Source organism: Paenibacillus sp. N3/727 (genome assembly GCF_022637315.1).
Lineage (GTDB): Bacteria > Bacillota > Bacilli > Paenibacillales > Paenibacillaceae > Paenibacillus_AQ > Paenibacillus_AQ uliginis.
Map to the genome: position 1 here is coordinate 4,802,261 of NZ_CP093336.1, position 24,976 is coordinate 4,827,236.

Annotated in this window: 22 protein-coding genes and 1 pseudogene; 7 read left to right on the forward strand and 16 right to left on the reverse strand. The window is 42.8% G+C overall.

Going from position 1 to position 24,976, the window contains the following annotated elements; genetic code table 11:
- Nucleotides 1-62 precede the first annotated feature (62 nt).
- From MNQ98_RS22380 to MNQ98_RS22410, 7 genes and pseudogenes are all read right to left on the reverse strand, one after another.
- Complete coding sequence (locus tag MNQ98_RS22380) at nt 63-1,601, reverse strand: DUF4127 family protein (RefSeq protein WP_241930221.1); 1,539 nt, start codon at nt 1,599-1,601, stop codon at nt 63-65.
- A 15-nt stretch (nt 1,602-1,616) separates the two neighbouring features.
- On the reverse strand, nt 1,617-2,447 hold the full coding sequence (locus MNQ98_RS22385; RefSeq protein ID WP_241930222.1) for a carbohydrate ABC transporter permease: 831 nt from the start codon (nt 2,445-2,447) through the stop codon (nt 1,617-1,619).
- 12 nt (nt 2,448-2,459) lie between these two features.
- On the reverse strand, nt 2,460-3,359 hold the full coding sequence (locus MNQ98_RS22390; RefSeq protein WP_241930223.1) for a carbohydrate ABC transporter permease: 900 nt from the start codon (nt 3,357-3,359) through the stop codon (nt 2,460-2,462).
- Between the two features lie 331 nt (nt 3,360-3,690).
- Nucleotides 3,691-4,995 (reverse strand): ABC transporter substrate-binding protein, encoded by a 1,305-nt coding sequence (locus MNQ98_RS22395; RefSeq protein WP_241930224.1) that lies wholly within the window; start codon nt 4,993-4,995, stop codon nt 3,691-3,693.
- A gap of 352 nt (nt 4,996-5,347) precedes the next feature.
- Entirely contained in the window at nt 5,348-6,556 is a 1,209-nt protein-coding gene (locus tag MNQ98_RS22400; protein ID WP_241930225.1) for an alpha amylase family protein, read from the reverse strand.
- Nucleotides 6,557-6,652: 96 nt separating this feature from the next.
- Nucleotides 6,653-9,988 carry a family 10 glycosylhydrolase gene (locus MNQ98_RS22405; RefSeq protein WP_241930226.1) on the reverse strand — a complete coding sequence of 1,112 codons (3,336 nt, stop codon included), beginning with the start codon at nt 9,986-9,988 and terminating at the stop codon, nt 6,653-6,655.
- A 184-nt stretch (nt 9,989-10,172) separates the two neighbouring features.
- A pseudogene (locus tag MNQ98_RS22410) lies at nt 10,173-10,379 on the reverse strand (MurR/RpiR family transcriptional regulator); the annotation flags it as partial.
- A 472-nt stretch (nt 10,380-10,851) separates the two neighbouring features.
- On the opposite strand from MNQ98_RS22410, the gene MNQ98_RS29935 reads away from it, so the two are divergent.
- Together MNQ98_RS29935 and MNQ98_RS22415 are read left to right on the forward strand one after the other, a co-directional pair.
- On the forward strand, nt 10,852-10,956 hold the full coding sequence (locus tag MNQ98_RS29935; protein ID WP_481856784.1) for a hypothetical protein: 105 nt from the start codon (nt 10,852-10,854) through the stop codon (nt 10,954-10,956).
- A 100-nt stretch (nt 10,957-11,056) separates the two neighbouring features.
- On the forward strand, nt 11,057-11,611 hold the full coding sequence (locus tag MNQ98_RS22415; protein ID WP_241930227.1) for a GNAT family N-acetyltransferase: 555 nt from the start codon (nt 11,057-11,059) through the stop codon (nt 11,609-11,611).
- Nucleotides 11,612-11,717: 106 nt separating this feature from the next.
- Here the strand turns inward: MNQ98_RS22415 and MNQ98_RS22420 are convergent, their stop codons facing one another.
- Entirely contained in the window at nt 11,718-12,161 is a 444-nt protein-coding gene (locus MNQ98_RS22420; protein ID WP_241930228.1) for a MarR family winged helix-turn-helix transcriptional regulator, read from the reverse strand.
- A gap of 225 nt (nt 12,162-12,386) precedes the next feature.
- Nucleotides 12,387-13,439 (reverse strand): NADH:flavin oxidoreductase/NADH oxidase, encoded by a 1,053-nt coding sequence (locus MNQ98_RS22425; protein WP_241930229.1) that lies wholly within the window; start codon nt 13,437-13,439, stop codon nt 12,387-12,389.
- Between the two features lie 294 nt (nt 13,440-13,733).
- Here MNQ98_RS22425 and MNQ98_RS22430 point away from each other — a divergent pair, with 294 nt between their 5' ends.
- On the forward strand, nt 13,734-14,162 hold the full coding sequence (locus MNQ98_RS22430; protein ID WP_241930230.1) for an exosporium protein C: 429 nt from the start codon (nt 13,734-13,736) through the stop codon (nt 14,160-14,162).
- Between the two features lie 212 nt (nt 14,163-14,374).
- On the opposite strand, the gene MNQ98_RS22435 is transcribed toward MNQ98_RS22430, so the two are convergent.
- Entirely contained in the window at nt 14,375-14,518 is a 144-nt protein-coding gene (locus MNQ98_RS22435) for a hypothetical protein (protein WP_241930231.1), read from the reverse strand.
- A gap of 291 nt (nt 14,519-14,809) precedes the next feature.
- On the reverse strand, nt 14,810-16,801 hold the full coding sequence (locus tag MNQ98_RS22440) for an AraC family transcriptional regulator (RefSeq protein ID WP_241930232.1): 1,992 nt from the start codon (nt 16,799-16,801) through the stop codon (nt 14,810-14,812).
- 277 nt (nt 16,802-17,078) lie between these two features.
- Between MNQ98_RS22440 and MNQ98_RS22445 the strand changes: the two genes are divergently transcribed.
- On the forward strand, nt 17,079-18,068 hold the full coding sequence (locus MNQ98_RS22445) for an aldo/keto reductase family protein (RefSeq protein WP_241930233.1): 990 nt from the start codon (nt 17,079-17,081) through the stop codon (nt 18,066-18,068).
- Nucleotides 18,069-18,076: 8 nt separating this feature from the next.
- On the opposite strand, the gene MNQ98_RS22450 is transcribed toward MNQ98_RS22445, so the two are convergent.
- Together MNQ98_RS22450 and MNQ98_RS22455 are read right to left on the reverse strand one after the other, a co-directional pair.
- Entirely contained in the window at nt 18,077-18,976 is a 900-nt protein-coding gene (locus MNQ98_RS22450; RefSeq protein ID WP_241930234.1) for a LysR substrate-binding domain-containing protein, read from the reverse strand.
- A 45-nt stretch (nt 18,977-19,021) separates the two neighbouring features.
- The gene (locus MNQ98_RS22455; RefSeq protein ID WP_241930235.1) at nt 19,022-19,432 is read right to left on the reverse strand and encodes an Lrp/AsnC family transcriptional regulator; all 411 of its coding nucleotides are present in this window, start codon (nt 19,430-19,432) and stop codon (nt 19,022-19,024) included.
- 119 nt (nt 19,433-19,551) lie between these two features.
- On the opposite strand from MNQ98_RS22455, the gene MNQ98_RS22460 reads away from it, so the two are divergent.
- The 3 genes from MNQ98_RS22460 to MNQ98_RS22470 all read left to right on the forward strand — a co-directional run bounded on the left by MNQ98_RS22460 (nt 19,552) and on the right by MNQ98_RS22470 (nt 21,778).
- Nucleotides 19,552-20,310 carry an MBL fold metallo-hydrolase gene (locus tag MNQ98_RS22460; RefSeq protein WP_241930236.1) on the forward strand — a complete coding sequence of 253 codons (759 nt, stop codon included), beginning with the start codon at nt 19,552-19,554 and terminating at the stop codon, nt 20,308-20,310.
- Nucleotides 20,311-20,377: 67 nt separating this feature from the next.
- A complete protein-coding gene (locus tag MNQ98_RS22465) occupies nt 20,378-20,905 on the forward strand; it encodes a TetR/AcrR family transcriptional regulator (RefSeq protein ID WP_241930237.1) in 528 nt (175 codons plus the stop codon).
- Nucleotides 20,906-20,920: 15 nt separating this feature from the next.
- The gene (locus MNQ98_RS22470) at nt 20,921-21,778 is read left to right on the forward strand and encodes a serine hydrolase domain-containing protein (RefSeq protein WP_241930238.1); all 858 of its coding nucleotides are present in this window, start codon (nt 20,921-20,923) and stop codon (nt 21,776-21,778) included.
- Between the two features lie 68 nt (nt 21,779-21,846).
- Here MNQ98_RS22470 and MNQ98_RS22475 read toward each other — a convergent pair whose 3' ends face one another.
- The 3 genes from MNQ98_RS22475 to MNQ98_RS22485 all read right to left on the reverse strand — a co-directional run bounded on the left by MNQ98_RS22475 (nt 21,847) and on the right by MNQ98_RS22485 (nt 24,940).
- Complete coding sequence (locus tag MNQ98_RS22475) at nt 21,847-22,941, reverse strand: serine hydrolase domain-containing protein (protein WP_241930239.1); 1,095 nt, start codon at nt 22,939-22,941, stop codon at nt 21,847-21,849.
- Nucleotides 22,942-23,136: 195 nt separating this feature from the next.
- A complete protein-coding gene (locus tag MNQ98_RS22480; protein WP_241930240.1) occupies nt 23,137-24,624 on the reverse strand; it encodes a glycoside hydrolase family 3 protein in 1,488 nt (495 codons plus the stop codon).
- Nucleotides 24,572-24,940: a hypothetical protein gene (locus MNQ98_RS22485; protein ID WP_241930241.1), complete on the reverse strand. Its 369-nt coding sequence runs from the start codon at nt 24,938-24,940 to the stop codon at nt 24,572-24,574. Before MNQ98_RS22485 ends, MNQ98_RS22480 begins: the two co-directional genes overlap by 53 nt.
- Nucleotides 24,941-24,976 lie beyond the last annotated feature (36 nt).

Genomic DNA, 24,976 nt, shown 5'->3' on the forward strand with positions numbered 1-24,976 from the left:
CTGTTATTTGCAAAATTTGTAGACCCTCGCAGCATTAGCGAAGCTCGAACCCTCGTCGTACTTTATTGTCCTTGCTTAGTATCACGGACATGGGTCTTCAATCCGACCTCAAACATCCGACTCCAAGGCATATAGCAATCGTCGATCACGATCTCATAATTATTCTCTGGATCATGCAAATGCTGCTCGATGAACCGAGTCAATTCAGCTCTGACCCGCTCGGCGATTTGTCCCCGCTGTCCGTCGATCGAGAAATAATTGTATCCCGTACCAGGCAGCACCCGATCACTTACATCCCTACGCACGGAGGCACAATAGCCCCCATCCTCGACATAGCGTAGTGACAGGAAATCGCGATGCTGCGGCGTATTGCCATACACGGCATAGATCATGCCTTGTGCAATGCAAGTTCCGAGCGTGTTGCCACTTGTATTCCAGCCTGCATAACCGGCCAATTCGAACAATAGCTTCTTATCGCGAAGCAGCTGCAGCAGTTCAAGATCTGCTCCGTTGGCATAAGCTACATCGGCGATAACACAAGGCTTGCCGAGACGGTGAACAATATCATCAGCCACCTCGATCAGTTCGACTAGATTCCGGTATACCTGATACCCTATAAAGGGCCGTCCTTGATCATTCGACTCCATCATGCTCTCGCCGGGTGTATTGATGCATAGGGCCATATCGGCTTCTGCCAGGGAAGGCGACATTAGTCCTCCGGCCGCCATAATCTGATATTTGACCGATTCATATAGTACGCGGTCTTCATATAAAGGTATCACTACCGGCCCTTGCACACTGGCAAAATGAACATGCACCCGTGGCTTACGACGCTCAAAATGATTGATCATGCGGGCAAGTAGCGTACATCCCACTTCGTCGGCCCCGGGATACATATAGACGGAAAGCTGCTGCTGACACTTCTTGACATGCTCGCGAACGTGCTGCTGATCCACCGCAGTCAGACCATAAGGAGCCGAGTCATCCTGTGGGATGATCATGAAATCGACGGCCCCGTCCTGCACCAGTTCGATTGCTCTCTTATTCGCTGTTAAATTAACAGCACGGCGCTCCGTGTAGTCCTGCCACATGGATTCAGGCAAAACGCCCTCAATCTGCTGCAATTCATTCTGCTCTTCTTCTGTCGCGATGCCCAGCTCCAACCGGTGGCGGATATATCCGCGCCGGAAAATCTCCCTGCCCCAATTCTCGTAATAATCCGGTTCTTCATCACTGCTGGAATAGCGCGGGCAACGCATAATGAGCTGATAAGCAAATACATGCAAAGCCGGGTTGATCCGCTTCAATTGACGGAGCTTCTCCAATTGCTCCCCACATTGTTCCTCCGTCATCTCATGCAGCCGCGAGGGGATTATTCCTCCGTATAGTAATGTGTCCAAGGCCACAATCGCTCCGTCTGCATCACGCGCCTGCTCGAATAGCCAGGCCCATAGCTGTTCGATGTCTCCAGGGCGCTTCTTCAGCCCCATGATGCTCAAATCCGGACGGACGACATGATAATCCGTTCCCGCGGCAAGAAGTGCCGGAAATTCGTAATTGCACGGACGTTCGTCCAGCGGAATATATATAATTTTTCTCATGTGAGTAGTGTCCTCCTATCCTTTAACTGCTCCGGATACACCTTCCATGTAATATTTCTGGGTGCACAGGAACACGATGATAATCGGTATAACCGAAATGACGGTCCCGGCGGCAATCCAGCCAAAATTATAGGAAAATTGGCCATTTAAAAAGCTAAGCGCGGACGCGATAGGATACTGCTTCGTATCATTAAGCACAATCATCGGCCAGAGGAAGCTATTCCACATCCCCATGAACTCCAATAGTCCGATAACGGCGATCGCTGGCTTCACAATCGGCAGCGCCAATTGCAGCCAAATACGAAATTCGCTGGCACCGTCCACTTTGCCGGAATCGCGCAGCTCATGTGGCATGCCCATAAACGCCTGTCTCATTAGGAATACGTTGAACACGGTAACCGCTGAAGGAAGCACGACTGCAAGAAACCCGCCCATCAAGCCTAGTGCCTTCACCGTTAAGTAGTTGACGACCATCCCGGCTGCAGCTGGGATAATCATCGTCGCCACCAATAAGGCAAAGATAAGATCCCGTCCTTTGAACCGAAATACGGCGAGCGGGTAGGCCGTTAGACAGGAGAAAAAGATGTTCATAACGACGCCCATCAGAGCAATGATAACGGTATTCATTAAATATCTTGGAAAGTCCATGTAATTCCACACTTGGACGTAATTATCGAAGTCGATAAAAGTCGGGAAGATCGCCGGCGGAAAGCTGAACACATTCTTGCCGGGCATAAGCGATACACTGAAGATCCATAGGAACGGTCCCATCATAAAAATGGCAAACAGAATCAAAGCTCCATACAACAATAATGATTTCACCAATCGAAGTGGTTTTCTTCTCATATCATGCATCCATTAATATGGATTGACACCGCCCTTCCGGTTGAATCTGAAGATGATAATACTAAGCGCGGCAATCATGACGCTGACAATTAAGCCAAGTGCCGAGGAGTAGCCAAAATTAAATTGTTGGAAGCCTTGCTGATAAATATACAAGCTCGATGTTAAAGTTGCATCCCCCGGTCCACCTTTCGTCAGGATGAACACTTCATCGAACACACGGATTGCCGCCATTAGTGAAATAAGCGTGCAGAAAAAGACATACGGCTTCAACAGCGGAATTGTAATTTTACGAATCGTCTGCGCCCGGTTCGCGCCATCAATCGTCGCAGCCTCTGTCAGATCCTTCGGAATGGATTGCAATCCGGCCAAATAAATCATCATATAGTAGCCAAGGCCCTTCCACATCGTAATGAACATCAGTGTCCACAGTGCTGTATCTTTGTTGGACAGCCAGGTAATTCGCTCTTTCATTAACCCTACATTGGACAGCACATAGTTTATGACCCCATTCTGGTTGAGCAGCCAGCCCCAAATAAGCGCTACTGCAACCATAGAAGTAACGACGGGGATGTAATAAGCAGTACGGAAGATTTTAATTCCTTTGACATTGCTATTTACTAAAATCGCCATAAGAATAGAGAAAATCTGAATAAACGGCACAACAATTACATATAGCAACGAGTTGACCAGCGATGTGATGAAGCTCTTATCCTGCAGTGCTTTGACGAAATTATCCAAACCGACAAATTCGGTCTTGCCTATAACGGAGTAATTCGTCAGAGCCAGCGGTACGCTGTAAATAATCGGCCAGAAGACAAATAGGGCCAGTAGAATCAAACCCGGTGTCATGAAGAGCCAAGCCACTGACGCTTCCGACTTGCCGAATCTAGTAAAGAAAGATGTTTTTTTCATGATAGTACTCCTCCACCACCTTAATAAGAGGTAGTTCAAAAAGTCCACTTTTGATCCCGAAGTAACTCAGGAAGTGATATCGGCATCGAATCTTGAATTCAGCCGGGCCTAAGCAGATGCTTACGAAGTCATGTTTCCTACGGAAACATCTCAAGTGCTCACGTACAAACTACAAGCAAATGCTTACGAAGTCGTTTTCTACGAAAACGTTTAGCTCCGTTCCTCAGGCCCTAGCTTCATCCAACCTTCTCGGTGCTGAAAACTGGACTTTTTGAACATATTTCTATATCTAAAAGAATCGGGCAGGACAAGCCTGCCCACTCAGACGTATTTAGTTGCCTAAGATTTTGTTAACCTCGCCCTCGACCTCAGTCAATGTCTTCTTCGCATCAGCACCGTTCAAATAAATTTCCTGCAATGCTTTAGTAATTTTCTCATTAACGTCTTTAGCACTCTCAACGCCGATGTAGAAATCCTCGGCTTTATCAAGGCTGACTGCAGATACGGCCTTAGCCATTCCTTCCAGAGTTCCGTCATTTTCCGAGAAGAACGGATCTTTGGCGCTCTCTACTGTGGAAGGCAATGTATTAGCGAGCTTGGAGAATTCCAGTTGATTGGCCGCATTCGTTACGAATACAGCGAAGTCGACCGCTTCTTTCTTATGAGATGTCGCCGTAGGCACGACGATGTTCATCGTGTTGGAATAGCGGATGCCCGCTTTGCCAACCGGACTTGGAACGGCGAGCATTTTGTTGTATACATCCGGCGCGGCTGTCTTGATCTTGTTAATGAATGGCGAGCTGGATAAGGACATGGCCACTTGCTCACCCGCGAAGTATTGCACTTGTTTATCGTAGTCGATAATGTCTTTTGGAATGACGCCGTCTTTTAACAGCTGTACATTCTCATTGACATATTCTTCCACTTCCGGTGTATTAAAAGCTGCCTTCTTATAATCCTCAGTCAGGAACGGCAGGTTCTCTTCTAACAGAGTACGCGCTTCCATCGTGAAGATGTAGCCGTAGGCGCCGGTCTTCTCTTTGATCTGACGACCCCATTCGTTCAATTCCTGCTTCGTCTTCGGCGGATTATCTGGATTCAGTCCAGCTTTCTCCACCAGATCCTTATTCATGAATAGGACAGGTAATCCGGTGTACCAAGGGAGTGCGAACGCTTTGTCGTTCATTTCCGTTGAGGAGTAGATCCCCGGGAAATAAGCTGCCTTCTGGTCCGCTGTCAGCTCTTGGTTGAAGTCAACCAATGCGTCCTTGGTTCCCATCTGATTAGCCAACTCCGTATTAAGGTTCACCACGTCTGGCGCTTCACTGCCAGCAATATTCGTCATGAGCTTGTTCAGTACAGCATCGTAAGGGTAGTCCTTCCAATCGATCTTGACATTCGGATTCTGCGCTTCATAATCTGCAATCAATTTGTTGAAGTACTCATCGAAGGTCGGCTGCAATGAGATTGTCCAGAACTCTACCGTGACTTGTTCCGCGGGCTTCTCGCTATCGTTGTTCCCACTTGAAGCAGCCTCCTTGTTGCCCGATGAATCCGAACCACACGCCGCCAATAGCCCCACCATCATAATTGATGCCAATAGTAATGAAATCAACCTTCTACCTTTGAAACTCATGCCACAACACCCTCTCTTCTTTATAAATTACCTCTCAAAGCTAGGAGAAGAAATAACTGTAAGTCCGAAAACGGCAGCGCTTACAAAAAAGCCTTATTATTCTACGCTATATCTGTAATTGCTCAATCCATGAATTATTTCGGAATAAGAGTCGTTCCTGCAACCTTCTCCCTTCTTGCATGTTCATTGTAACACGTATCAAACAAATTCTCCACTATTTTTTAAATAATAGGAGATTATTTTCTTCACATGTATTAACTCCTATTCACCTTGGCTTTGAATCGATCGAAATACGGCGTAGCTTCGTTCTGCACATGCTGATATAGTAACCCGCCATCATTCGCCCCTCACTTCAAGATTTCACAGATAATATAGAATCCAGCTGCTCCCACCAGCTATAGTCGTTCAAGTGGCTCACATCGAACAACATGACACCGTGCGTACGTTCTCGGCACATCCGAACAGCTTTTTCAAATTGATCAACGTTTCCTTCATAATCCTTCAAATATAAGCTCGCGATGACTGGAATCTGCCCGTTAATTGCCTCTAGGCTCATTTGGATCGCGCCTTCTACGCTGTACCATTCCGCAGGTCTGCCATTCTGTACGGCTTCTTCAATTCGCACTTCGGGATAATAACAACCTGTCATAATGAAATCCAATTCATCGGCATACGCGGAAATATGATATTCTTCAGATGCCCATGGCAAGTTCGAACGATATGTTTCACTGGCCCAATTGACACCTTCGTTGTAATATAACGGATACCACGATCCGACATAAATGCTGAAGGACAGACTTGGATTTGTGGATTTAACCACTTGCTTAGCAGATTGCACGAAATGTTTAATGTTCAGCGCACGCCATTCCGTCCATTTCGCGAACCAGTGCCCATACTCGATTTGTTTTGTACCTGCTTGTAAGGTGAAAATGTCCTGTGGCCATTGTGCTACCGGCTGCCCAATATATTGTTCGAATGCTCTCCTGCTTAATTCACTAAAATCACCATAGACATTTGGATAGCGGCAGCGGTCTAGCACAATACCACTAATTTTATAGTTCGAGGCAATCTCCTTCAGAATCCCAAGCTCGTGCTGTTGAACTTCTTCATGAATCGGATTCACAAAGATCGTATCATCATCCGCGTTTTCAGCTGCAACCGATTCCGAAGCAAGACTCGGATTATACAGCATGACCTGCCAATCCTTCTTGTCATAAGCAATACCGTCTCTTGAACGCGTCGTACCTTCAGCGAATACATCCATATTGGCAATGACTTGAAGCCCGACAACACTCGCTTCCTCTATCATTTCCGCAAGAAAGTCTCTTCCTTCCCATACGTGATAACGTCCGTCCGACCAGCAACTTACATGATAAGCATAAGAACTTGGGAATGTCGTATGTCCATAGGGGATTTTGGCATCCACCACCAAGTGGGTTACTCCAGCTTGCTTCGCATTGTTAACAAAGCGCTGCCTCTCTGCACGATCCGCTAGTCGAACCCCATTCGCGATAAAATCAACCCACAACACATTTGCACCTTTTTCCATGGATATACTCATATTGGGTCACCTCAACTATATAAATTTTAAAAATTCGGGGTGCCAAATTGATATGCGGCACCCCGTGAATTCATTAGGAATTGATAAAGCCTATCGTCATTCTTCGTGGTTCTCTTTCTCATTTCCAGCGCGGTGAATCGTCACCGTGTAGTTCTTCGTTAATCCATCTTCGGACTTCACTTGTAACGTAACTAGATTCGATCCCACTTTAAGTTGTACGGGAATGACCGAATCATTTTCAACATGCTTGCCACCCACGGAAATAACTGAATTCTGATTACTTGTACTCGCCGTAATATTTAGCTCCGTAACCGAATGCCCGACCTTTACCTTGTAATCATACGTCGATGGTGTGAAGGAAGGCGTTAACTTCATTAACTTCTTCCCCGAGCTCACCGTCAATTTACTTAATTGCGTTTTCGCTGTTTTGGAGAAATAGACGTCTATCATTTTACTGCCATAGTCCAAATCATGCTTCATTCGATTGTTTACTTCTGTATTAATCGAGTTGCTTGCAAGAAGTTTGCTTATGCTGTCGATCTTCTGTTTCACGTCACTTGCAGTCTCATCCGTCATATTGGGATTCACATGTAGATCTTTTACAGCAGATTCAAGTTTCTGTATTAGTTTCTCGCCGTCCTTACGGCTCATCCCTTGGAAAGGAACGTAAATCTCATTGATTTTACGGATCATTTCTTCCATCACGGTCGCTAGCGGCTTGGTCGTATCATATTGAGGCAAAATTGCCTCATTACGAAACACCCCAATCTTCAGCACCTTGTCATACTTATAATTGAAAAGTCCTTCGAACTCGAATAATCCGGATCCAGCTCCATCATTCTTTGTCGCTTCGTTAATTTGATCCACAACAGCCGATGTAGGATTGCCTTGGAACGTGTCTAGACCCGATGAGACGAACGCATTGTCCCCTGCTAATGCCATGGAGTTTCTCAAGTCAGTTACTGTTAATTCCGAACCCGGAGCATAAGACATATGGAACAAGTGATCGATTAAATTATGATCTAACCAGTATTTTGCTTCTTGTGCGTGCGATTTCGGTGCTTCATCATAGTTCGGCCATACCGCAGTTGTAATTTGTAGCTTGGGTTTGATTTGATGCGCCTCGTTAACTACCCGAACGACCCAGGTATTGATAATGTCCGCACGGAATTGTAGCCATTCATCCCAGTAGCGATCTCCTGGATGAAGGTCAAGCGGATCAACGCCATATTTCTCGCTGAACAAATTGCGGGTATACGTGTCGTAACCAAAATCATTCGTGTAATCTCCGGACCCTGGATACCTCGCATAATCCAAATGCAGTGAAGCTATGTCATATTTCGTGACGAGTTCATCGTATACAGAAGCAACGAAATCTCTAGCTTGCGGGAGTGCTGGATTTAGCCAATACCACTTGGCATTGTTAATGCCCACTTCATAATCAATACCTTGTCTGCTTATCAAACGCCAATCGGGATGATTCACCACAACCGGTCCGCCGACAAAGAAGTTCTCCACCCAGGCATGAATTTCAATCCCCTGTTTCTTGCCTTCCTCAATAAATGCTCCAAGTACATCAAAGCCTTCATACAAAGGATTTAATTCGGTATCTGGTAAAGACGTTGGCCAAGTGGTATATCCATCCCACCACGTTTCTAGATAGATGGCATTGATACCGGTCTCTTTGATTTTCTTCACATGATCTCGAACCTGCTCTAAGTTCTTCTCCTTCGGCCGCATCCAGAGACCTCGAGTTTGTACTTTCGGAGACTCAAAATTCATATAGCTTGCATCCGTAACTTTCTGATCCAAGTCATTCAGTAAATCCATTAATCCGTTGGTACCGCTTTCATTTAGTCGCTGTTTAGCCAATTCATAAACGCCCTTTGCCTCTACGATCTTCTGTTCAATTTCGGCATAAGGAACATCCATAAATTGATTCTTGGATAACTGGAGCGCCTTCTCTGCGCTATCGATACTTATCGATGCTTTATCTAAGTAAGATTCCGGCGTAAAAATAACCAACACTTGTTTTTTAGCAAAATCTAGACTCAATTTGGCTCCGACCAGTGCGTTATTCTTTAACCATGTGTTTTTAACCCCATGACCGGATAATACATAGCCGCCTTCAGGAATTTTACTGTTGTTCCCGCCATTGTTCGTCACATATCCGTCCGCATTAACAATCACTTCATTGCCCCATGGGTTCGTGCCAGTCTCCTCGCCATAATTATGATCATAGACGATCAACTGATCCAATCCACGAAATCCTGGATAAGGCACATTGTCAACATTGTCCCAGCCTCCGGGATTATCTTCTTTTACTTTCGGATTAAATGCATCAAACGAGGTTCTAGCCGCTTGGTAAATTAAACTATCCGTCACGAGCTCAACCTCTGCACCAATACGCACTTGACCCGCTAGTTGGTTATAGAATGGACTTGCCGATTGAATCGACAGTACATATCCATCCGATGGAATGGAGGAGTTGTTATCAAGATAAGCCCCTGTGTTGGGATCGTATGCAATCGCCACAACGTTGGTTACCTTATTGCCAACAACTGTAAGCTCCATTCCCCAAGCATTCTGATTGGTGGTTGCGCCATAAGTAGGCTGGTACAACACCACTTCTCCTGCTCCACGCGGTCCATTTATTTTATCAATGCCTACCGCAATACCATTCACTTTCAAATACTTGCTAGGCAGAATAGGAATATCTAAGTTAATCGCTTGTACGGACTGCCCCACCTCCAAATTCAAGGATGACGCAGCATTGCCAGAAGCCGAAATGACATAACCATTCGCAGGAATGTAGGTTCCACTCTGACCATGAACATCATATGTGCTTTTCACGACCGACACATCATTGGTGATGATATATTGAACGGTATCTTCAGAGAATGGTCTTGTCATCTCACCAAAATGACGTGTATAGACTGCGATGGTGTTGGTCGGTTGATCCTGATCTACAACGTCGATCGGTATGGTGCCCTGTTCTGTAATGAGCTGTGGACCTCCGACTACCGGTACAGGTAGCGTGTAGCCAACAATCTCAACCGGGTCCCCCGGACTCATATTGTCTTTAATCCACTGTTCACTCGATCCGTGACCAAACAGTACAAAACCATTCGTCGGTATTTGTACAGCACCTTCACGATAAGTGACATCCGTAACGCTGTAAGTACCTTCATGGTAGTCCACGACTGCGGCAGCCGCGTAAGGGTTCGAATCTGTGAGCTTACTACTGTTTTCTCGCGTAAACAAAATCATTTCATCTGAAGCTCCGATGGCTCGATTCACTGCTGTAATGCTGATGGTATTGCCATTTGAAGCTTTCGCCGTGATGGCTTCATCGGCCGACACACTCAACGTCATTCCTGAAAAAATGAGAACAAAACATAAGATGAAAGACAGCGTATTCTTTAATCTCATTATCGTACCTCCCCATATTGATCATGAAAAAACAGCTTCCCAAGCACTCCCTCTTATATACAACTTATCTCATCTATGATTCTATTTTTTTGCCGAATTTCTTATAAGCATCACCTCCAACAATAATTATGGGGTATTCCTCTTATGCTATGATTTGTGAATCATGTTGAATTTCCACGTTTAACCCTAAAGCCCGGCAAAATCGAATAACAGACGTTTCTCCTACACCTGCTCGTTCCGCTAAATCTGTCACTATAGCCAGCACCGCTTCCTCAGAATTGCTCTGTACAGCATCGGCAACTTTCTTCTCCGCCTTCGTCAAGGAAGAATAAATACTAGAGATCAGTAATAACATGTTGGTGGAATTAATTAGTTTCTGTGTGTGCTTCATACAACCTACCTACTCCCAAAAATGTGAATGAATCGTTATATTCACCATAACATACAACTCACATTTAAGGAAGAATATTTCCTCTTATTTTATCATTAAAATTAAATTTATTCTCCATTTTTCCATAAAAAATAGCGCGCCTTTCTGAGTAACTGTTTATACCAAGTGCAGTGAGAAAATTTCCTCCCCCTGCTGCCTTGAGTCTTTCTGTCATATCTAGAGGTAAACTATGCTCCAATACAAATCTGCAATGTGACTTGGTTATCATTAAACATTGCGGTTATGTTAACTAGGGAGAAGAGTGCATTCAAGTATTATCTGAATATCCGCTTTGCTACTCATAACCATATTTCCTTATGAGAAGATATTCCTCAGCCGTATAACAGCGATTAAATCTAGAGTAAAGGGTACGTTGGACGATTTTGTAGAAGAAGAAAATCCTGTTCGAGTTATCGATGCTTACATCGATAGTTTGAACTTGGTAGAATTGGAGTTTCAGGTGTATTCAGGCATCAGAGCGGGGCAAAAACCTTATCACCGGGAAGATCTTCTTAAGCTCTATCTTTACTTTATATGAACGGCATCCGTTCCTCCCGTAAAATTGAGATCTTCTAACCAAATTGAAAGGGCAGTTTGATAAAAAACACTTAAATACTTTATTAGGAAGGAGTTTTAATTTGAATACTTTTGATCTTATTTCTGAAACAGAAAGATTAGTGATAAGACCATATCGGAATGATGACTATAAAAATTGGCTTTATCAATATGAAAGCAGGATGCCATCTCAACATAAGTACGATGAAGGTATAATTGATATGAGTATTTGTACTGAAGATTGGTTTATTCAACTGGTAGAGAAACAACAACAATTAGCAAAAAACGATACTGCTTATGTCTTTGGGGTATTTAGGAAAGAAGACAATAGTCATATCGGAGTGATAGACTTCACTACGCTTATGAGAGATGATTTCCATTGGGCAAGATTTGGTTATACAATCCACAATCAGTTTTGGAAAAAGGGTTATGGCAAAGAGTCTGTAAAGGAAACAATAAAACTTGCATTTGAGAAGTTAGATTATCATCGTATTGAGGCTCATATTAATATGGATAACAATCCTTCTATAAAATTGGCAGAGAGTGTTGGAATGGTATATGAATGTGTAAGAAAAGGGTTTATCTATGAATTTGATGAATGGTCTGACAATACGGTTTATTACATAAACTCAAAATAGAAAAAATTCGAATTCGCATTGACCTCCAAAGAAATTGGAGGTCTTCTGTTTAATTAATATCAACAATAATCTAACAGAGCCAAAAAAAAGAAGCCCGCTGCGGGCTTTACTGGGACTCGTTCTGTTTTAAACGGAGCATTTGTTGCAGCAACTGTTCTACCTTTTGTTCAGGAAAGGCTGCTAACAAAACTTCTTTAAACGTTACTTGTGCCCTATCAAGCGTATCTTGACCTATTGGTGTAAGTGAGGTATAAATACTTCTGCGATCATCGCCGCAGACATGTCTTTTTAAAGCTCCACAACCCTTGGCTTCGAATCGGCTAACAAGTCTGGAAACGGCACTTTGACTTAAACCAACCATTGATTCTAGTTGTTGTAGTTTTAATTTCTTCTCTGGAGCCTCAGACAAAAACAATAGTAAATAAAATTCTTTTAAAGACAATTGATATTTCTCTTGCAAATTCGCTTCCAATTCATTGGCTACGTTCATTTGTATATGTGTTAAAGTCAACCAATTATTTATAAAGTCATTGTTAAGAACGTTGTCCATCTCACAATTCCTCTCCTGAGAGTAATGCTACTGATCAAAATAATTAATTTATCCTTACAATTTTAACATTGTAACATTAATCGTCAAGTAGACGAGGTTGCGCCATCCTTACAGGAACGGTATCCATAATCGAGCAAACGTTCTTGTTTTGTGTAAAAAAAAGAGACCCGCTTAGGCTAATCAGGCCGGTCTCCTACAAATAATCGTCATATTTAGCGGTGCTCTTTATCTGTTCTTTCTAGGAAATCCGTATCTATACTGTTCGGGAACGTCAGTCTCCTTATTAAGTTGGGCAGCAGCCTCCAACGTCCAGTATGGATTTCTCAGCATGCCTCGTCCTACCGCAACAAGATCAGCCTCTTCATTGCCGATTACGGCATCGGCAAGCGCTGGCTCATCCAACCTTCCAACCGCAATAACTGGAACAGCCAAACTCTGCTTGATTGCACTCGCGAACGGTACTTGATAAGCTGCATGTGCACCCGGTTTGTCTTTCGTTGCCATTGGACCAAGTCCAATAGGTCCTTCACCACCGGTACTGACATGGAAAATATCTGCTCCCGCTGCTTTATACGCCTTACTAAACTCTATGCTCTCATTAATTCCATATCCGCCATCTACATATTCCTTAGCAGAAATACGCATGATTAAAGGCATCCCTGCTGGCATTTCGCTTTTGGCTGCACGAATAACTTCTGTACCGAACAGGGTCAGATCCTGTCCATACTCATCCGTTCTATGGTTTGTTAACGGTGAATGGAACTGATGAATAAGGTAACCATGTGCGCCATGAAGCTCGATGACATCAAATCCGGCTTTTACAGCCCGGGCCACGGCCTGCCGGAATTTCTCGACCATTGCTTTCACTTCTGCAGTCGTTAATTCTCTTGGAGTTGTAGACTCCGCATTAAACGGAATTGCTGATGGCGCTACTGGAACCACTGCATCTTCCGCCTTGCGACCTGCGTGGCCAATTTGAATACCTACCTTGGCACCATAAGCATGACAAGCCTCAACAATTCTGGCCAACGGGGCAATCTGTTCATCAGACCATATTCCAAGATCAAAATCGCTAATCCGGCCATCAGGCTCAACATCGGTCATCTCAATAATAATCAATCCAGCTCCACCAATCGCTCGACTCACATAATGTGTATAATGCCAATCAGTAGCAATTCCGTCTTTATTACTGACTGAATATTGACACATTGGAGGCATAACTACACGGTTTTTCAACTTCAAATCCATAACTTCATAAGGGGCAAATAAATCTTTCATGATCTCTCTCCTCTTTGTATAACAACTGGATTTAGCATGCACAAATCATAAATACAATAAGAATATAATAAATGCATGCACATGCATATAATATAATGAATGCATCAAGTTCTGTCAACTGTTTAATTGAAATAAATATTCTCATCGCTGATGATGCCCTGCCTTAAGTTTAGTGTTATTCCCTTCTTAATCACTCAGGTATCTACCTTAAATCAAGACCGTATAATATATCGTCCAATCACTCCCCCCTTGTACAACATACTATGAAAATATCAAACAAGAGGAGATGATGTAATGGCACGTATTCTCGATAAAGCTACCTCTCAACCACGACGTAGATTCAACTTAGCAACGGCATTTACGATCAGACGTTCACCAGCAAGGTCTCGCCTTGCAACAATTCGAATAACAATACCTGTTTTAAACGCTCAACCTAATCGGGTTGAATTAGTAGCAACTGTCGGTGTCCGGGGGGTTACCGGCATCGCTCAAATCCTCTTTAGAATCTTCCGTGACGGAATAGAGATTTTCAATACTCAACAAGGTATTGAGTCAACGGGTTCTGAAGAAAACTATGCTGTCACATTTCAGGCGATCGATAGAAATGTAAGATCAGGTAGTCATGTTTACACAGTAACTGCTGAAAACCGAACCGCAAATACTAGAGCTGATGTTGTTGGTCCGATTTCATTTAGTGGGCTAGCCGTTAAAACGAGAACCTAATTTAGAATTATCTGCACCTGAGTAAGCTTTTTTTTTGTTTCCCCGCGGCCGAAGGTACGAAAATCCTCCTTGCAGAGCAGCTCAGCACTTAGACATTATACTAATTAACGCCAAAGGCTGCCGATCCATTGCTATCGGCAGCCTTCTCCTGATGTTTATGTCCCTGGTGTAATAAACAAAGTTGGTGATGACACGGCTCATATGGACTTGGTTCATCTTGACAAGAAGTGGTTCTTCCGGGCTATATTCACGGGCTTCACCGATACTTTCGATAGTGAACCAGTACCGCTTAGTAAGCCAGTTACTACGGTGAAGGTCAGTGCAATGGCCGTCACACGCTTTGAAAATATGTTCATTCTCTGCTCTCTCCTCTATGTCATTTCCCTTGCATCATTAGAGTAAATGAGCAAACTTAATCTAGATTCTATATAATCTTAATGTAATGTGAAATTTGCAAAGCTGCATCATCTTTTGCTGAATACATCCGTCCACTCGGACTGAACTCCGGGGTTCACCCCCTAACGGTAGATTTCAACACCGTACTCCACTAACGAAAAAGACCCTACCAGCGTATAGTATAGCCGGCAGGGCCTTCGTATTGTCAAACGATTGACTAAGCAAACATTGTACCCGGATAATCTCAAGTGCTATTTATTAGTAGCTAATAAAATATTTACAATAGTGTCAAGTTGAAGCTCCATCGAGTAAGGATCTTCCATTACAAATTCATCGCCTTTATCTCCAAATCCACCGTACATATATACCTGACCTTTTTTGACAGCAGGAAGTCCCTTCCACAAGTTGCTGTTTAACACTTCATTGGCCCCTTCATCTTCTGCACCATATACAAATATATGATCTCCCATATATTCAGGCAACACTTCGAGGGAAATATTCTCAAACCCTTCTTCCATATTCAAGGCTTTTTCCGTAGGCGGCAACTTCAGCATCCCATATATGGTCGAACTCCCATAATTGCCGCCTTTCGCCGCAAGCACATACAGTGATTTATTCGCAACTTGCACGATGGAGACCGTCTCACCTTCTTTGATTATACCGTCAATTTTCTTTTTAGCCTCTTCGACTTTCCTTTCATATTCGGCTATCCATTGCTCCGCTTCCTGCTGCTTTCCGAAGATTTCACTAATTCTCCGGAATTTCTCCAATGGCCCCGCTGTTGATAAGCCTTCCCAATATGGCAGAAACACCGTAGTTCCAATTTTTTGGTAGTCTTCGATGTTCTTTTCGATCGAACCAATAATTAAATCTGGCTCCAGATAAGTCAACTTCTCTAAATTCATTGGGAATTCGCCGAGATCCTCGATTCCGGCAATAACATCTTTGGAAATACCCGCTTTCTCGATCCAGGCCTCACTAAGCATAAAGCTTCTCACCCCAACTGGAATGATACCAAGTTTCAAAAGATGCCCCATATACTGGTCTGAAGCTACCCGTTTCGGATTCGCCGGTACTTCTACATCGCCTTTCAACGTCGTTACCGTTCTCGTCTTTGTTTGCTCTCCTGTTTGCCCGTCTCCAGTCGGCTGATCGCTTTTAGTTTGGGTTGTTGTCGGGTTGGTCTCCGTTTGCGAACCTACTTGTGTATTTGCCTGATTTGAACAGGCTCCCAGCAACATCGATAAACAGATCAGCATCGTCATCGCTGTAATTTTGATCCTTCCTTGCATCAAAAAATCCCCTCTCGTACCATGTTGATATTGATAATCAATCTCATTATAGCGTGGGGGTTGTTTCTCTTGAACGGCATATTTTAGCATCGTTATGGGCAAATCCTGATCCCAATGTTGCTGCCGCCGCTCTTTTTTGAAACGGACAGGAGATACTCCCTTGTATTTTTTGAAGCTACGGCTTAACGAATGGGCGTCCGGATACCCTACGCTCTCCGCAATTTCCTGTAAAGTAGCATCCGTCTGCAGTAACAACTGCATCGCTCTATCCACCCGTACTTGACCGAGATAATGAATAGGACTGGTGTGCATCTGTTTCTTGAACAGCCTGGACAGGTGCCCGGTGCTGCATTCCAGTTCTTCCGCTATCAATTCTAATGTGATGGGCTGGTTAAAATACTCTCGGATATACACGACAGCCTGCGCCATCAGATCCGGTTTAAGCGGCTGAATCCCTTGCTGGTGCAGCTGCGACAACAGCTCATACACAAACTGATAAAGTAAAGCTTTAACATGCAGTTTACCGAGTCCCGATGCCTGACGCCACTCCTGTTCCAGCAATTCAACTTTATCGTACAGGGACAGCGGATGATGCGGTGCAAAAGCATATTGATACAGAAAGGGATTTTCCCTCTCCAGTAGTTGTTGAATTTCCTGGCGGCATGGTAAGGCCAGAATTGCCCTATAAAGAATAATGTAGTATTCAAGCTCATCCTCCGAGACGATATTCAGGCACATCCCCTTTCCGCCATGCAGCACATGGAATCTTTCGACCCTATGGACGCTCTGATCCAGCCACACCCGAGCGCTTCCGCGCACGGTATATAGAAATGCGCTGGCCGGTAGCCGATAGGTTCGCAACTCCTCCCCCTTATCCATTGTCTGAAAACGGACATCCATTACTTTTATAAAAACATGGTTCCAAAGCAGGATGTGATCATCCAAATTCATAGCTATTGTTCTCCCCCGATCAAATCATCACCCATACCTAGCTTGATTCTGTATTTCAACTAACACTCATTATAATTGATAATCATTCTCATTGGCAATGGAGTTCATAATCGGGGGGATAGTATTATCCATTGTGTTATCTCTCCGTATCGTTTGATTTGTAAACAATTCATACTCCAGTAATATTTTTTTTGAATCAAAACGCATAGAAAAGAATATTTCACCTATTTATAGAGGTTTGCTACTATCGAATTGTTATCAAAAGGGGGTAAACAAGATGATCTATCGAAAATTAGGTTCCAGCGGCTTAAAAGTAAGTGAAATTGCTTTAGGTAACTGGATTACCCACGGCGCTCAAGTAAATAATGAGACGGCCTATGCCTGTGTTCATGCTGCACTGGATGCGGGGATTACTACATTTGACACTGCGGATGCGTACTCGGAAACGAGGGCGGAAACGGTACTAGGTCAAGCTTTGAAAGGAATGCGTCGAGAGAGCATAGAGTTATGCTCCAAGGTTTACCATCCGACAGGAACAGGACACAACGACAGAGGTCTTTCCCGTAAACATATTATGGAAGCCTGCCACGCTTCACTGAACAGATTGCAAACGGAGTACATCGATGTTTATTACGCCCACCGCTTTGATTCGACGGTATCCCTTGAAGAAACCTTTCTAGCCTTTTCGGATCTGGTTCGCCAAGGGAAAATTCTATATGTCGGGATAAGCGAGTGGACGGCAGACCAGATTGCCAAGGGTGCTGCACTATCGAGGGAGTTGAGGGTTCCTCTAGTGGCCAGTCAACCCCAATACTCGATGTTATGGCGTGTAATCGAATCGGAAGTCATTCACGTTTGTGAGCGGGAAGGTATCGGGCAGGTGGTCTGGTCACCTCTTGCACAAGGAATTCTTTCCGGAAAATATGCGCCAAACGAACCGTTGCCGCAAGGGTCTCGTGCTTCAACTTCGGCGGGAGCTCCATTTTTCGAGCGATTAGCAGGTCAATGGCTGCGTAGCGAAGTATTGCTAGCTGTTTCTAAGCTCTCCTCTATCGCACGTGAAGCCGGGTTGACATTGCCGCAGCTTGCTATAGCATGGGTACTGCAAAATCCTCAGGTGTCATCCGCTATTATTGGGGCATCTAAACCAGAGCAAGTACAAGAAAACGTCAAGGCTGCTGGGACTCGCCTTGACTCTGAGATGATGAAACAAATCGATACTATATTAGATGGGCTAGTTGAGCGCGATCCAGCAAAAACCGGTTGAATACCCCGTTATCTACTATCAATTGCTATTGAACTTACTTCTTCAACTGTCCTAATAAATGCTGATAGGACGGCCTTATTCACGTCGGTTCTCCAAGCAGTGTAGAGGGGAACCGGCGGCACACTTTCCTCAAATGGCCGAAATACGACACCGCTACGCTGAAAAACGGAAACTGAAGAAGGTACAATGGAAACGCCCAGATTCGCAGCTACCAAGTTTACAATGGTATACATCTGAATGGCTTCCTGTACAACATTCGGATAAACGCCATGTTGTGCACAGAAACCATTGATGAGATCATGAAAAGAAACTCCGAGATAACGTGGAGACAAAATGAACGGTTCAAATTCCAAAGAGCGGACAGAAATTGCAGACAGTCTGGCTAACGGATGCTGTTCGGGCAGTACGGCAACAAGTGATTCGTTTGTAATGGTGCAATAGTCGATATGCTTTGCCGATTCGATGAAACGCAGAAACCCAACATGAATGGTTCCGTCATGTAAAGCCTGCCATTGCTGGGCGGAAGTCATCTCGCATAAAGTAAGCTGTATTTGCGGGAATCGTTCCCGAAATACTCTCAAAATATCAACCATTATATCTCCCGCTGCTGAATCCACAAATCCAACGACTAAATGTCCGATTATTCCTTGGCTGGTCAGTTGCGTAGTTTTAATGGACCGCTCCAATTGGGATAAAATCATTTTGGCTTCCTCAAAAAAAACGACCCCCGCAGGTGTGAGACGAACTTGTCTCTTGTTGCGTTCCAACAGTTTCACGCCAAGTTCTTTTTCCAAGTCTTGAATTTGCTGACTTAAAGGTGGCTGTGTCATATTCAATTTTTCCGCAGCACGGCTGAAATGGAGTTCTTCCGCTACTGCAATAAAGTAATGTAATTTACGTATATCCATCCTCTTTTTCTTCCTTCGCTCATTTTAATCCCCTACAGTTTAGTTTCACTTATTAATTACGATAGATAACTTATAATTAGCGTGTTTGTTTAATTCGGTTAAAAATAGGTTCAATTCATTGTTAGTTGGAAATCTACACTCCAGGAGATAACAACCTTCACCACTAATTTTGTAATTGTTCATTATGAATTTTTGTTGTTTTTCTATAAATGCTAAATAGGGTCTATGATCCATACTATGTGTATAAATATGTAGAAATGAGAGGATAGAGTATCCTGCTTTTATTTGATTTAGATGAATCGTGTATCCCTCTATTACACCTTGTTCCTCTAATTTGCTCACTCTAGATGCAGTTGCCTGACCCGTCAAATGAACTTTCTCACCTAATTCCTTCATTGTGATACGACCATTCTTTGATAATTCTTCAAGGATTTTTTTATCCGTGTTATCTAACATAAGTGACAGCCTCTTTCATAATTCAAGTATTATATAGAATACTCTTGATTTAATTTATGTACAGCATTCTCCCTTAAATATTATCCTATAGAAGAGGGTTATTAAAGGAGGAATACAGCATGAATATTAGACAAATACGTAATGCAACAATTATTTTGAACTATGCAGACAAGAAATTTTTAATTGATCCCTTCTTATCAAAAAAGGGAACTTATCCACCATTTCCAAACACTCCGAATCAGGACAAGTTTAATCCAACAATAGATTTACCAATCCCTGTTGAAGAAATAATTGAGGTTGACATCGTTATTGTTACTCACTTACATCCAGATCATTTTGATTCTGCTGCGATAGAAATATTGCCTAAAAATATTAGAATTATTGCACAGTCTGAAAAAGATGTAGAAGTCATTAAAAAAGAAGGTTTTCAAAATGTAGAATCTTTAGCTAGTGCTTTGAGTATTGGGGGCATTAGCTTAACTAGAACAAGTGGAAAACATGGAACAGGCGATATAGGAAAATTAATGGGTGAGGTTTCAGGCGTTGTCTTTAACCATCCCGATGAAAAAACGCTATATATTGCAGGAGATACAGTATGGTGCAGTGATGTTGAGGATGCCATTAAGCATCATAATCCCGAAGTGATTATTGTAAATGGAGGTGCAGCACAATTTCTTCAAGGTGATCCTATTACGATGACGAAAGAAGACATCTATCAAACCTATATGGAATCTCAACAATCTACTATTATCGTTTCACATATGGAGGCTGTCAATCACTGCTTATTAACAAGACAAGATTTAAAAGCTTTTATCGATGAAAAAGGTCTTTCCAACAACATATTAGTACCTAATGATGGTGAATCAATCACTTTTTAATATAATCAAAATCCCTGACATCAATGTGAGTCAGGGATTTTGATTATTATCTCTTCCAAGTGATTCATTGCATTTAGATTTATTTATCCGTAAAGGTTATGGTTCTACTAAAATTGCGGATATTGCAAAAAAAGCCAATATGAGCATGGGGCTGCTGTTCCATTATTTTGAATCTAAAGAAAAGCTTTATGAGGAACTTATCAAGATAGGATGTGCAGGAGCAGAATTAAAGTTGGAAGATATAGATGGAAGTCCTATTCATATATTTAAGGCAGCAGCAGCAGAAATTCTAAATAATATTAAACAAAATCCCATGTCTGCAAAAATGTTTGTGTTAATGGAACATGCGCAAAACAATGACTCTATACCGGATGTCACAAAAGAAATGGTTGCTCGAATAGACATCATAAAAAGAAGTATCTCTCTGATTGAAGAAGGCCAAAAAATAGGCGAAATTAGAAATGGCAACGCATGGGCATTGTCTACAGCTTTTTGGTGTTCGATCCAAGGAATAGCGGAAGAAATAGCACTGCATCCCGACACGCCATGCCCTGAGCCAGATTGGCTCGTAGACATCTTAAAATCCAAAGAATAGAGCGAGGGATATAATATGGTAAAAAGAAAGACGAAAAAGACAATTTACTTCATATTGATCCTATGTGTATTCGCAATTGCTGTTGGAACAGTAATAACTCAAAGCATTTGGAGAGGAAAAAGCACGAATGAAAAACTAGATATTATTTTTAATAGAACCGTTAATAATAAACAGGTATTTGATATGGCGATTAATATCGAATCTGCCGATGGAAAATTCTCTTATAAAAATTCAGCGGGCAATATGAAAGAAAACAGTCCGTTTGCCATTGCCAGTATTACAAAAATGTTTACAGCTGCAGTTGTTTTTAATCTAATGGATTCAGGACAACTGTCATTAGACGATACGATTGAACAATTTTTTGATAAAAGCGATATCGATCAATTACACATGTATAAAGGGATTGATTATACCGGGACGATAACTGTAGGTCAACTATTATCCCAAACCTCTGGCCTTCCGGACTATTACACCGAAAAGACCGGGGATGGAACATCTTTCGAAGAAGAATTAGTAAAGAAGGATACGGCGATTACCTTTGAAGAAATTTTGGAACGTAGCAAAAAGTTAGAAGCCCATTTCGTCAATGGGACCGAGGGAGAAGCATATTATTCAGATCTTAATTTTGATTTGCTAGGAAAAATTGCTGAAAAGGTATCCGGCGAAAAATTAGAGATCTTATATGACAAATATATAATAAAGCCGCTAACGCTTGAATCTACTTATTTAAGTCAAACGGACAGCAGTTTCGCTCCGATCTATATGGGAAAAGAAAAGGTATCCCGGCACCAGAAATACTTGGTCATTCCGGGTCTACAGGCAGTTTTGCATTTTACTGTCCGTCAAAGCAGATTTTCATCGTCGGAACCATAAATCAAACCGAAAAAAATCCATTTCAAACCATTTACACGATGTTGAATTGTATTGATTAATTACCTTTCTTAACTATAAGCATACTTTGCTAATTTACGCAGAATGTTAAAAAATACATAGTTTGTGCTTTTGGATTGATAAGCGGTTTGATTGAAACTCCCCATTATATATACATCCAAGTTGGGGAAGTAAAGCATGGAGGCACCACTCGCGCCAAGATGCCCCCACCCGATATATTTCCGAGTGAAAGGAAGAAAATGCATCCTCATCAACCCATAGCCATAATCCATTCCTATCCACATTTTGTTCCATTGTTGCATGATGTCCAAGGTTTCTTTTTGAATAATCTGATTGTTAACAAGAGCTTTCATAAAGATCAGCAGATCTTCTGAAGTACATACGGTTTGCCCCCCAGCATAAAAACTGCTAAAGCTTCGGTACTCATCTACGTTTATTCTTAACTCATCTATATATAGATTCGCTACGGGATGCTCGCTTTTTATGGCAGGATTAGAGTACTGGGATAAATAAGAGTGGTTCATATGCAGAGGGGTAAATATGTAGTCATGAAGCACTTCATGATAGGGCTTTGATGTAATCGTTTCAATGATGAGGCCTAAGAGATTGTACCCTGTATCCGTATAATGAACCCTCTTCCCGGGAGGAAAGCGGGGTTGTAAGTGCTCTTTAGACCAATGTATGGTTTCTTGCGGTGTCCAAAAACGAGAGGGGTTCTTAAGTATTTCTTCCATTAACCCTTTACCCTGTCTAGGCTTATCCTCAAAATAATCGGGTATACCCGAAGTATTGCTTAACAAATGTTTAATCTGTATATCGTATGTATACTCTTTTCCTTTAAAGAGGTGAAGATCTTTAAGGATATCTGAAGGTAAGTAATTGGCGATAGGATCATCAAATTTGACGAGTCCTTTTTCTATTAATATAGCGAGCATTACAGAAGTAAAGGTCTTACCCACGCTAGCCACATGATAAGGCTGCTTAGGATTGGCGGGGAATCCGCCTGTTTCCCCCGCAGCCATAGGCCAATGGATATCCAGCTTATCCGAATGTACTAACAAATAAACATTATGAAGCTTTAGATCAGAAGTAACTTTTTTCTCCAGTTTCATTTCAATCTCTCTTCTTACAGCTTCTTTGTTCATTCAGTTCCCCTCTTTTCGTTTCCGATAAATATAAAAATGAGTCACCGTACATCTTATATGCACTATAACGCCGTATATTCCGGAATTCACCAGGCAACCTCCAATACGAACATATCATTGTTATCTTCATTAGGAACCCGTAACTCATAATAAAAAACGGCATTCCGCCGTTTTTTATATCAGGTTTTGTGGAATCTAAGGATAACTCAAGCCAAAATCTCTCGGGTAACTCGTATTTAATCTTACGGGCAATTTGCCCATCGGCTTCGAACCAAATATGACCTGAATGGCAGCATCCCACGAAACCGGAATGGGCGTTAACCAATACCAATTATCCAAAGCATATGCTGACACATACGCCTTAACATCCAAGTAGCCCAAGAGGTCGCCGGGATTGCCGAGAGAAACAGCTACAACAGGCTTGCCTGTTGCAACTAACTTGTTTACCAAATCAATTTGCCCTTGCGGTATTTCCCGATCAGATTGAGTAAATACAATAATACGATCCGCTTTCTTAGCCTGTTCAAGGGCCTTCTCAACAGCTTCTTTTGTTGCATCCAATCGTTCGCCAGTAGCTGGAGCTGCCTGATAAGCAATCACTTCCCCCTTGCTTACCCTCTTTACTGTCTCTGCAATCCGATTCGCATAAGCCACACTCACGACAAGGGTTGTTTCATTCGTTTGAGGATCAAAAGGAAGTACGTTGTCATTCTTAACTAGTGTTATGGAATCCAATGCAATACGCTCTGCGATCTTCCAATGCTCTTCGTTCCCTACCACTTCGGTGGCTTTCTCAACGTCTACAAAGCGATTATGAAACATGTTCAACTTTAATTTATATGTAACAATCCGTTCTACAGACTCATCTACTCGGCTTCTCTCAATTTTTCCAGCCTGAAGTGCTTCATACAGAGAGTCCAGTGTATCGATTTGATCGTCTACAGAGCCATTGGCCATCACAATATCTGCTCCTGCATTAACGGCCATAACTGCTGCTTCACCCGCTCCCCAATTTTTCGATATAGCTTCCATAATCATTGCGTCAGTAATAATAATTCCTCTGAAGTCTAGATCATCTCGCAATAGTCCTGTTAGAACCTTTTTTGATAATGTGGCGGGCAGTTCAGGATCAATGGCTTCGATAATAATATGTGATGTCATAACAGATTCAATGCCTTGCTCAATTACCGCTTGAAACGGAGGAAGATGCACTTGCCGCAGTACGTCTTCGCTGTAGGATATTTTGGATAGAGTTGAATGGGTGTCGAACCCGGTATCCCCATGCCCCGGAAAATGCTTAGCACTGGATAACACTCCTTCGCTTTGATAGCCTTTCACTTGGGCTACAGCCATATCGCTAACCAGCTTTGTATTTTCACCAAAAGATCGGACACCAATAACCGGGTTTTGGAGATTGGAGTTTACATCCACTACAGGAGAGTAGCTCCAATGAAAGCCCATTGCTTTAGCTTCAATAGCCGTCACCCGTGCTGCTTGTTCAGCATACTTGACATTACCTGTGGCCCCAATTGCCATCTGTCTTGGCAGGATTGTAGCTTCTCCAGGAACTCTTTGCGCGGCCCCATATTCCATATCACCAGAAATAAATAAAGGTATACCTAATCGGGATTCAGATGCCCATTGCTGTAAATTGGTTCGTAAACTGAGCAGTCTCTGCGGCACTGCTCATCTGTCCATTTAAAAGAGCACTGCCCACATCATATTCCTTGATCATTTTACTTGAAAACGAATCAGCTTGAACGGTAGGCGTATACATCACTAGTTGGCCTATCTTTTCCTTGTCGTTCATTAGCGCTACAAGCTTCTTTGCCTTATCTTCAATGGATATTTCATCACCGACAATTTCAGTCACCGTCGCACTTTGCACAGGCTTCGTTTCCTTATTCTTTACTTGGGAGTTACTCTGATCCCATATAAACATGACAGTTGCCGCGATTACTAAGATGGAAGTGAACATAAGAGCGACTTTCTTTTTCATCGTCACCTTCTCCTTCTCCTTCTCCTTCATTTTGAC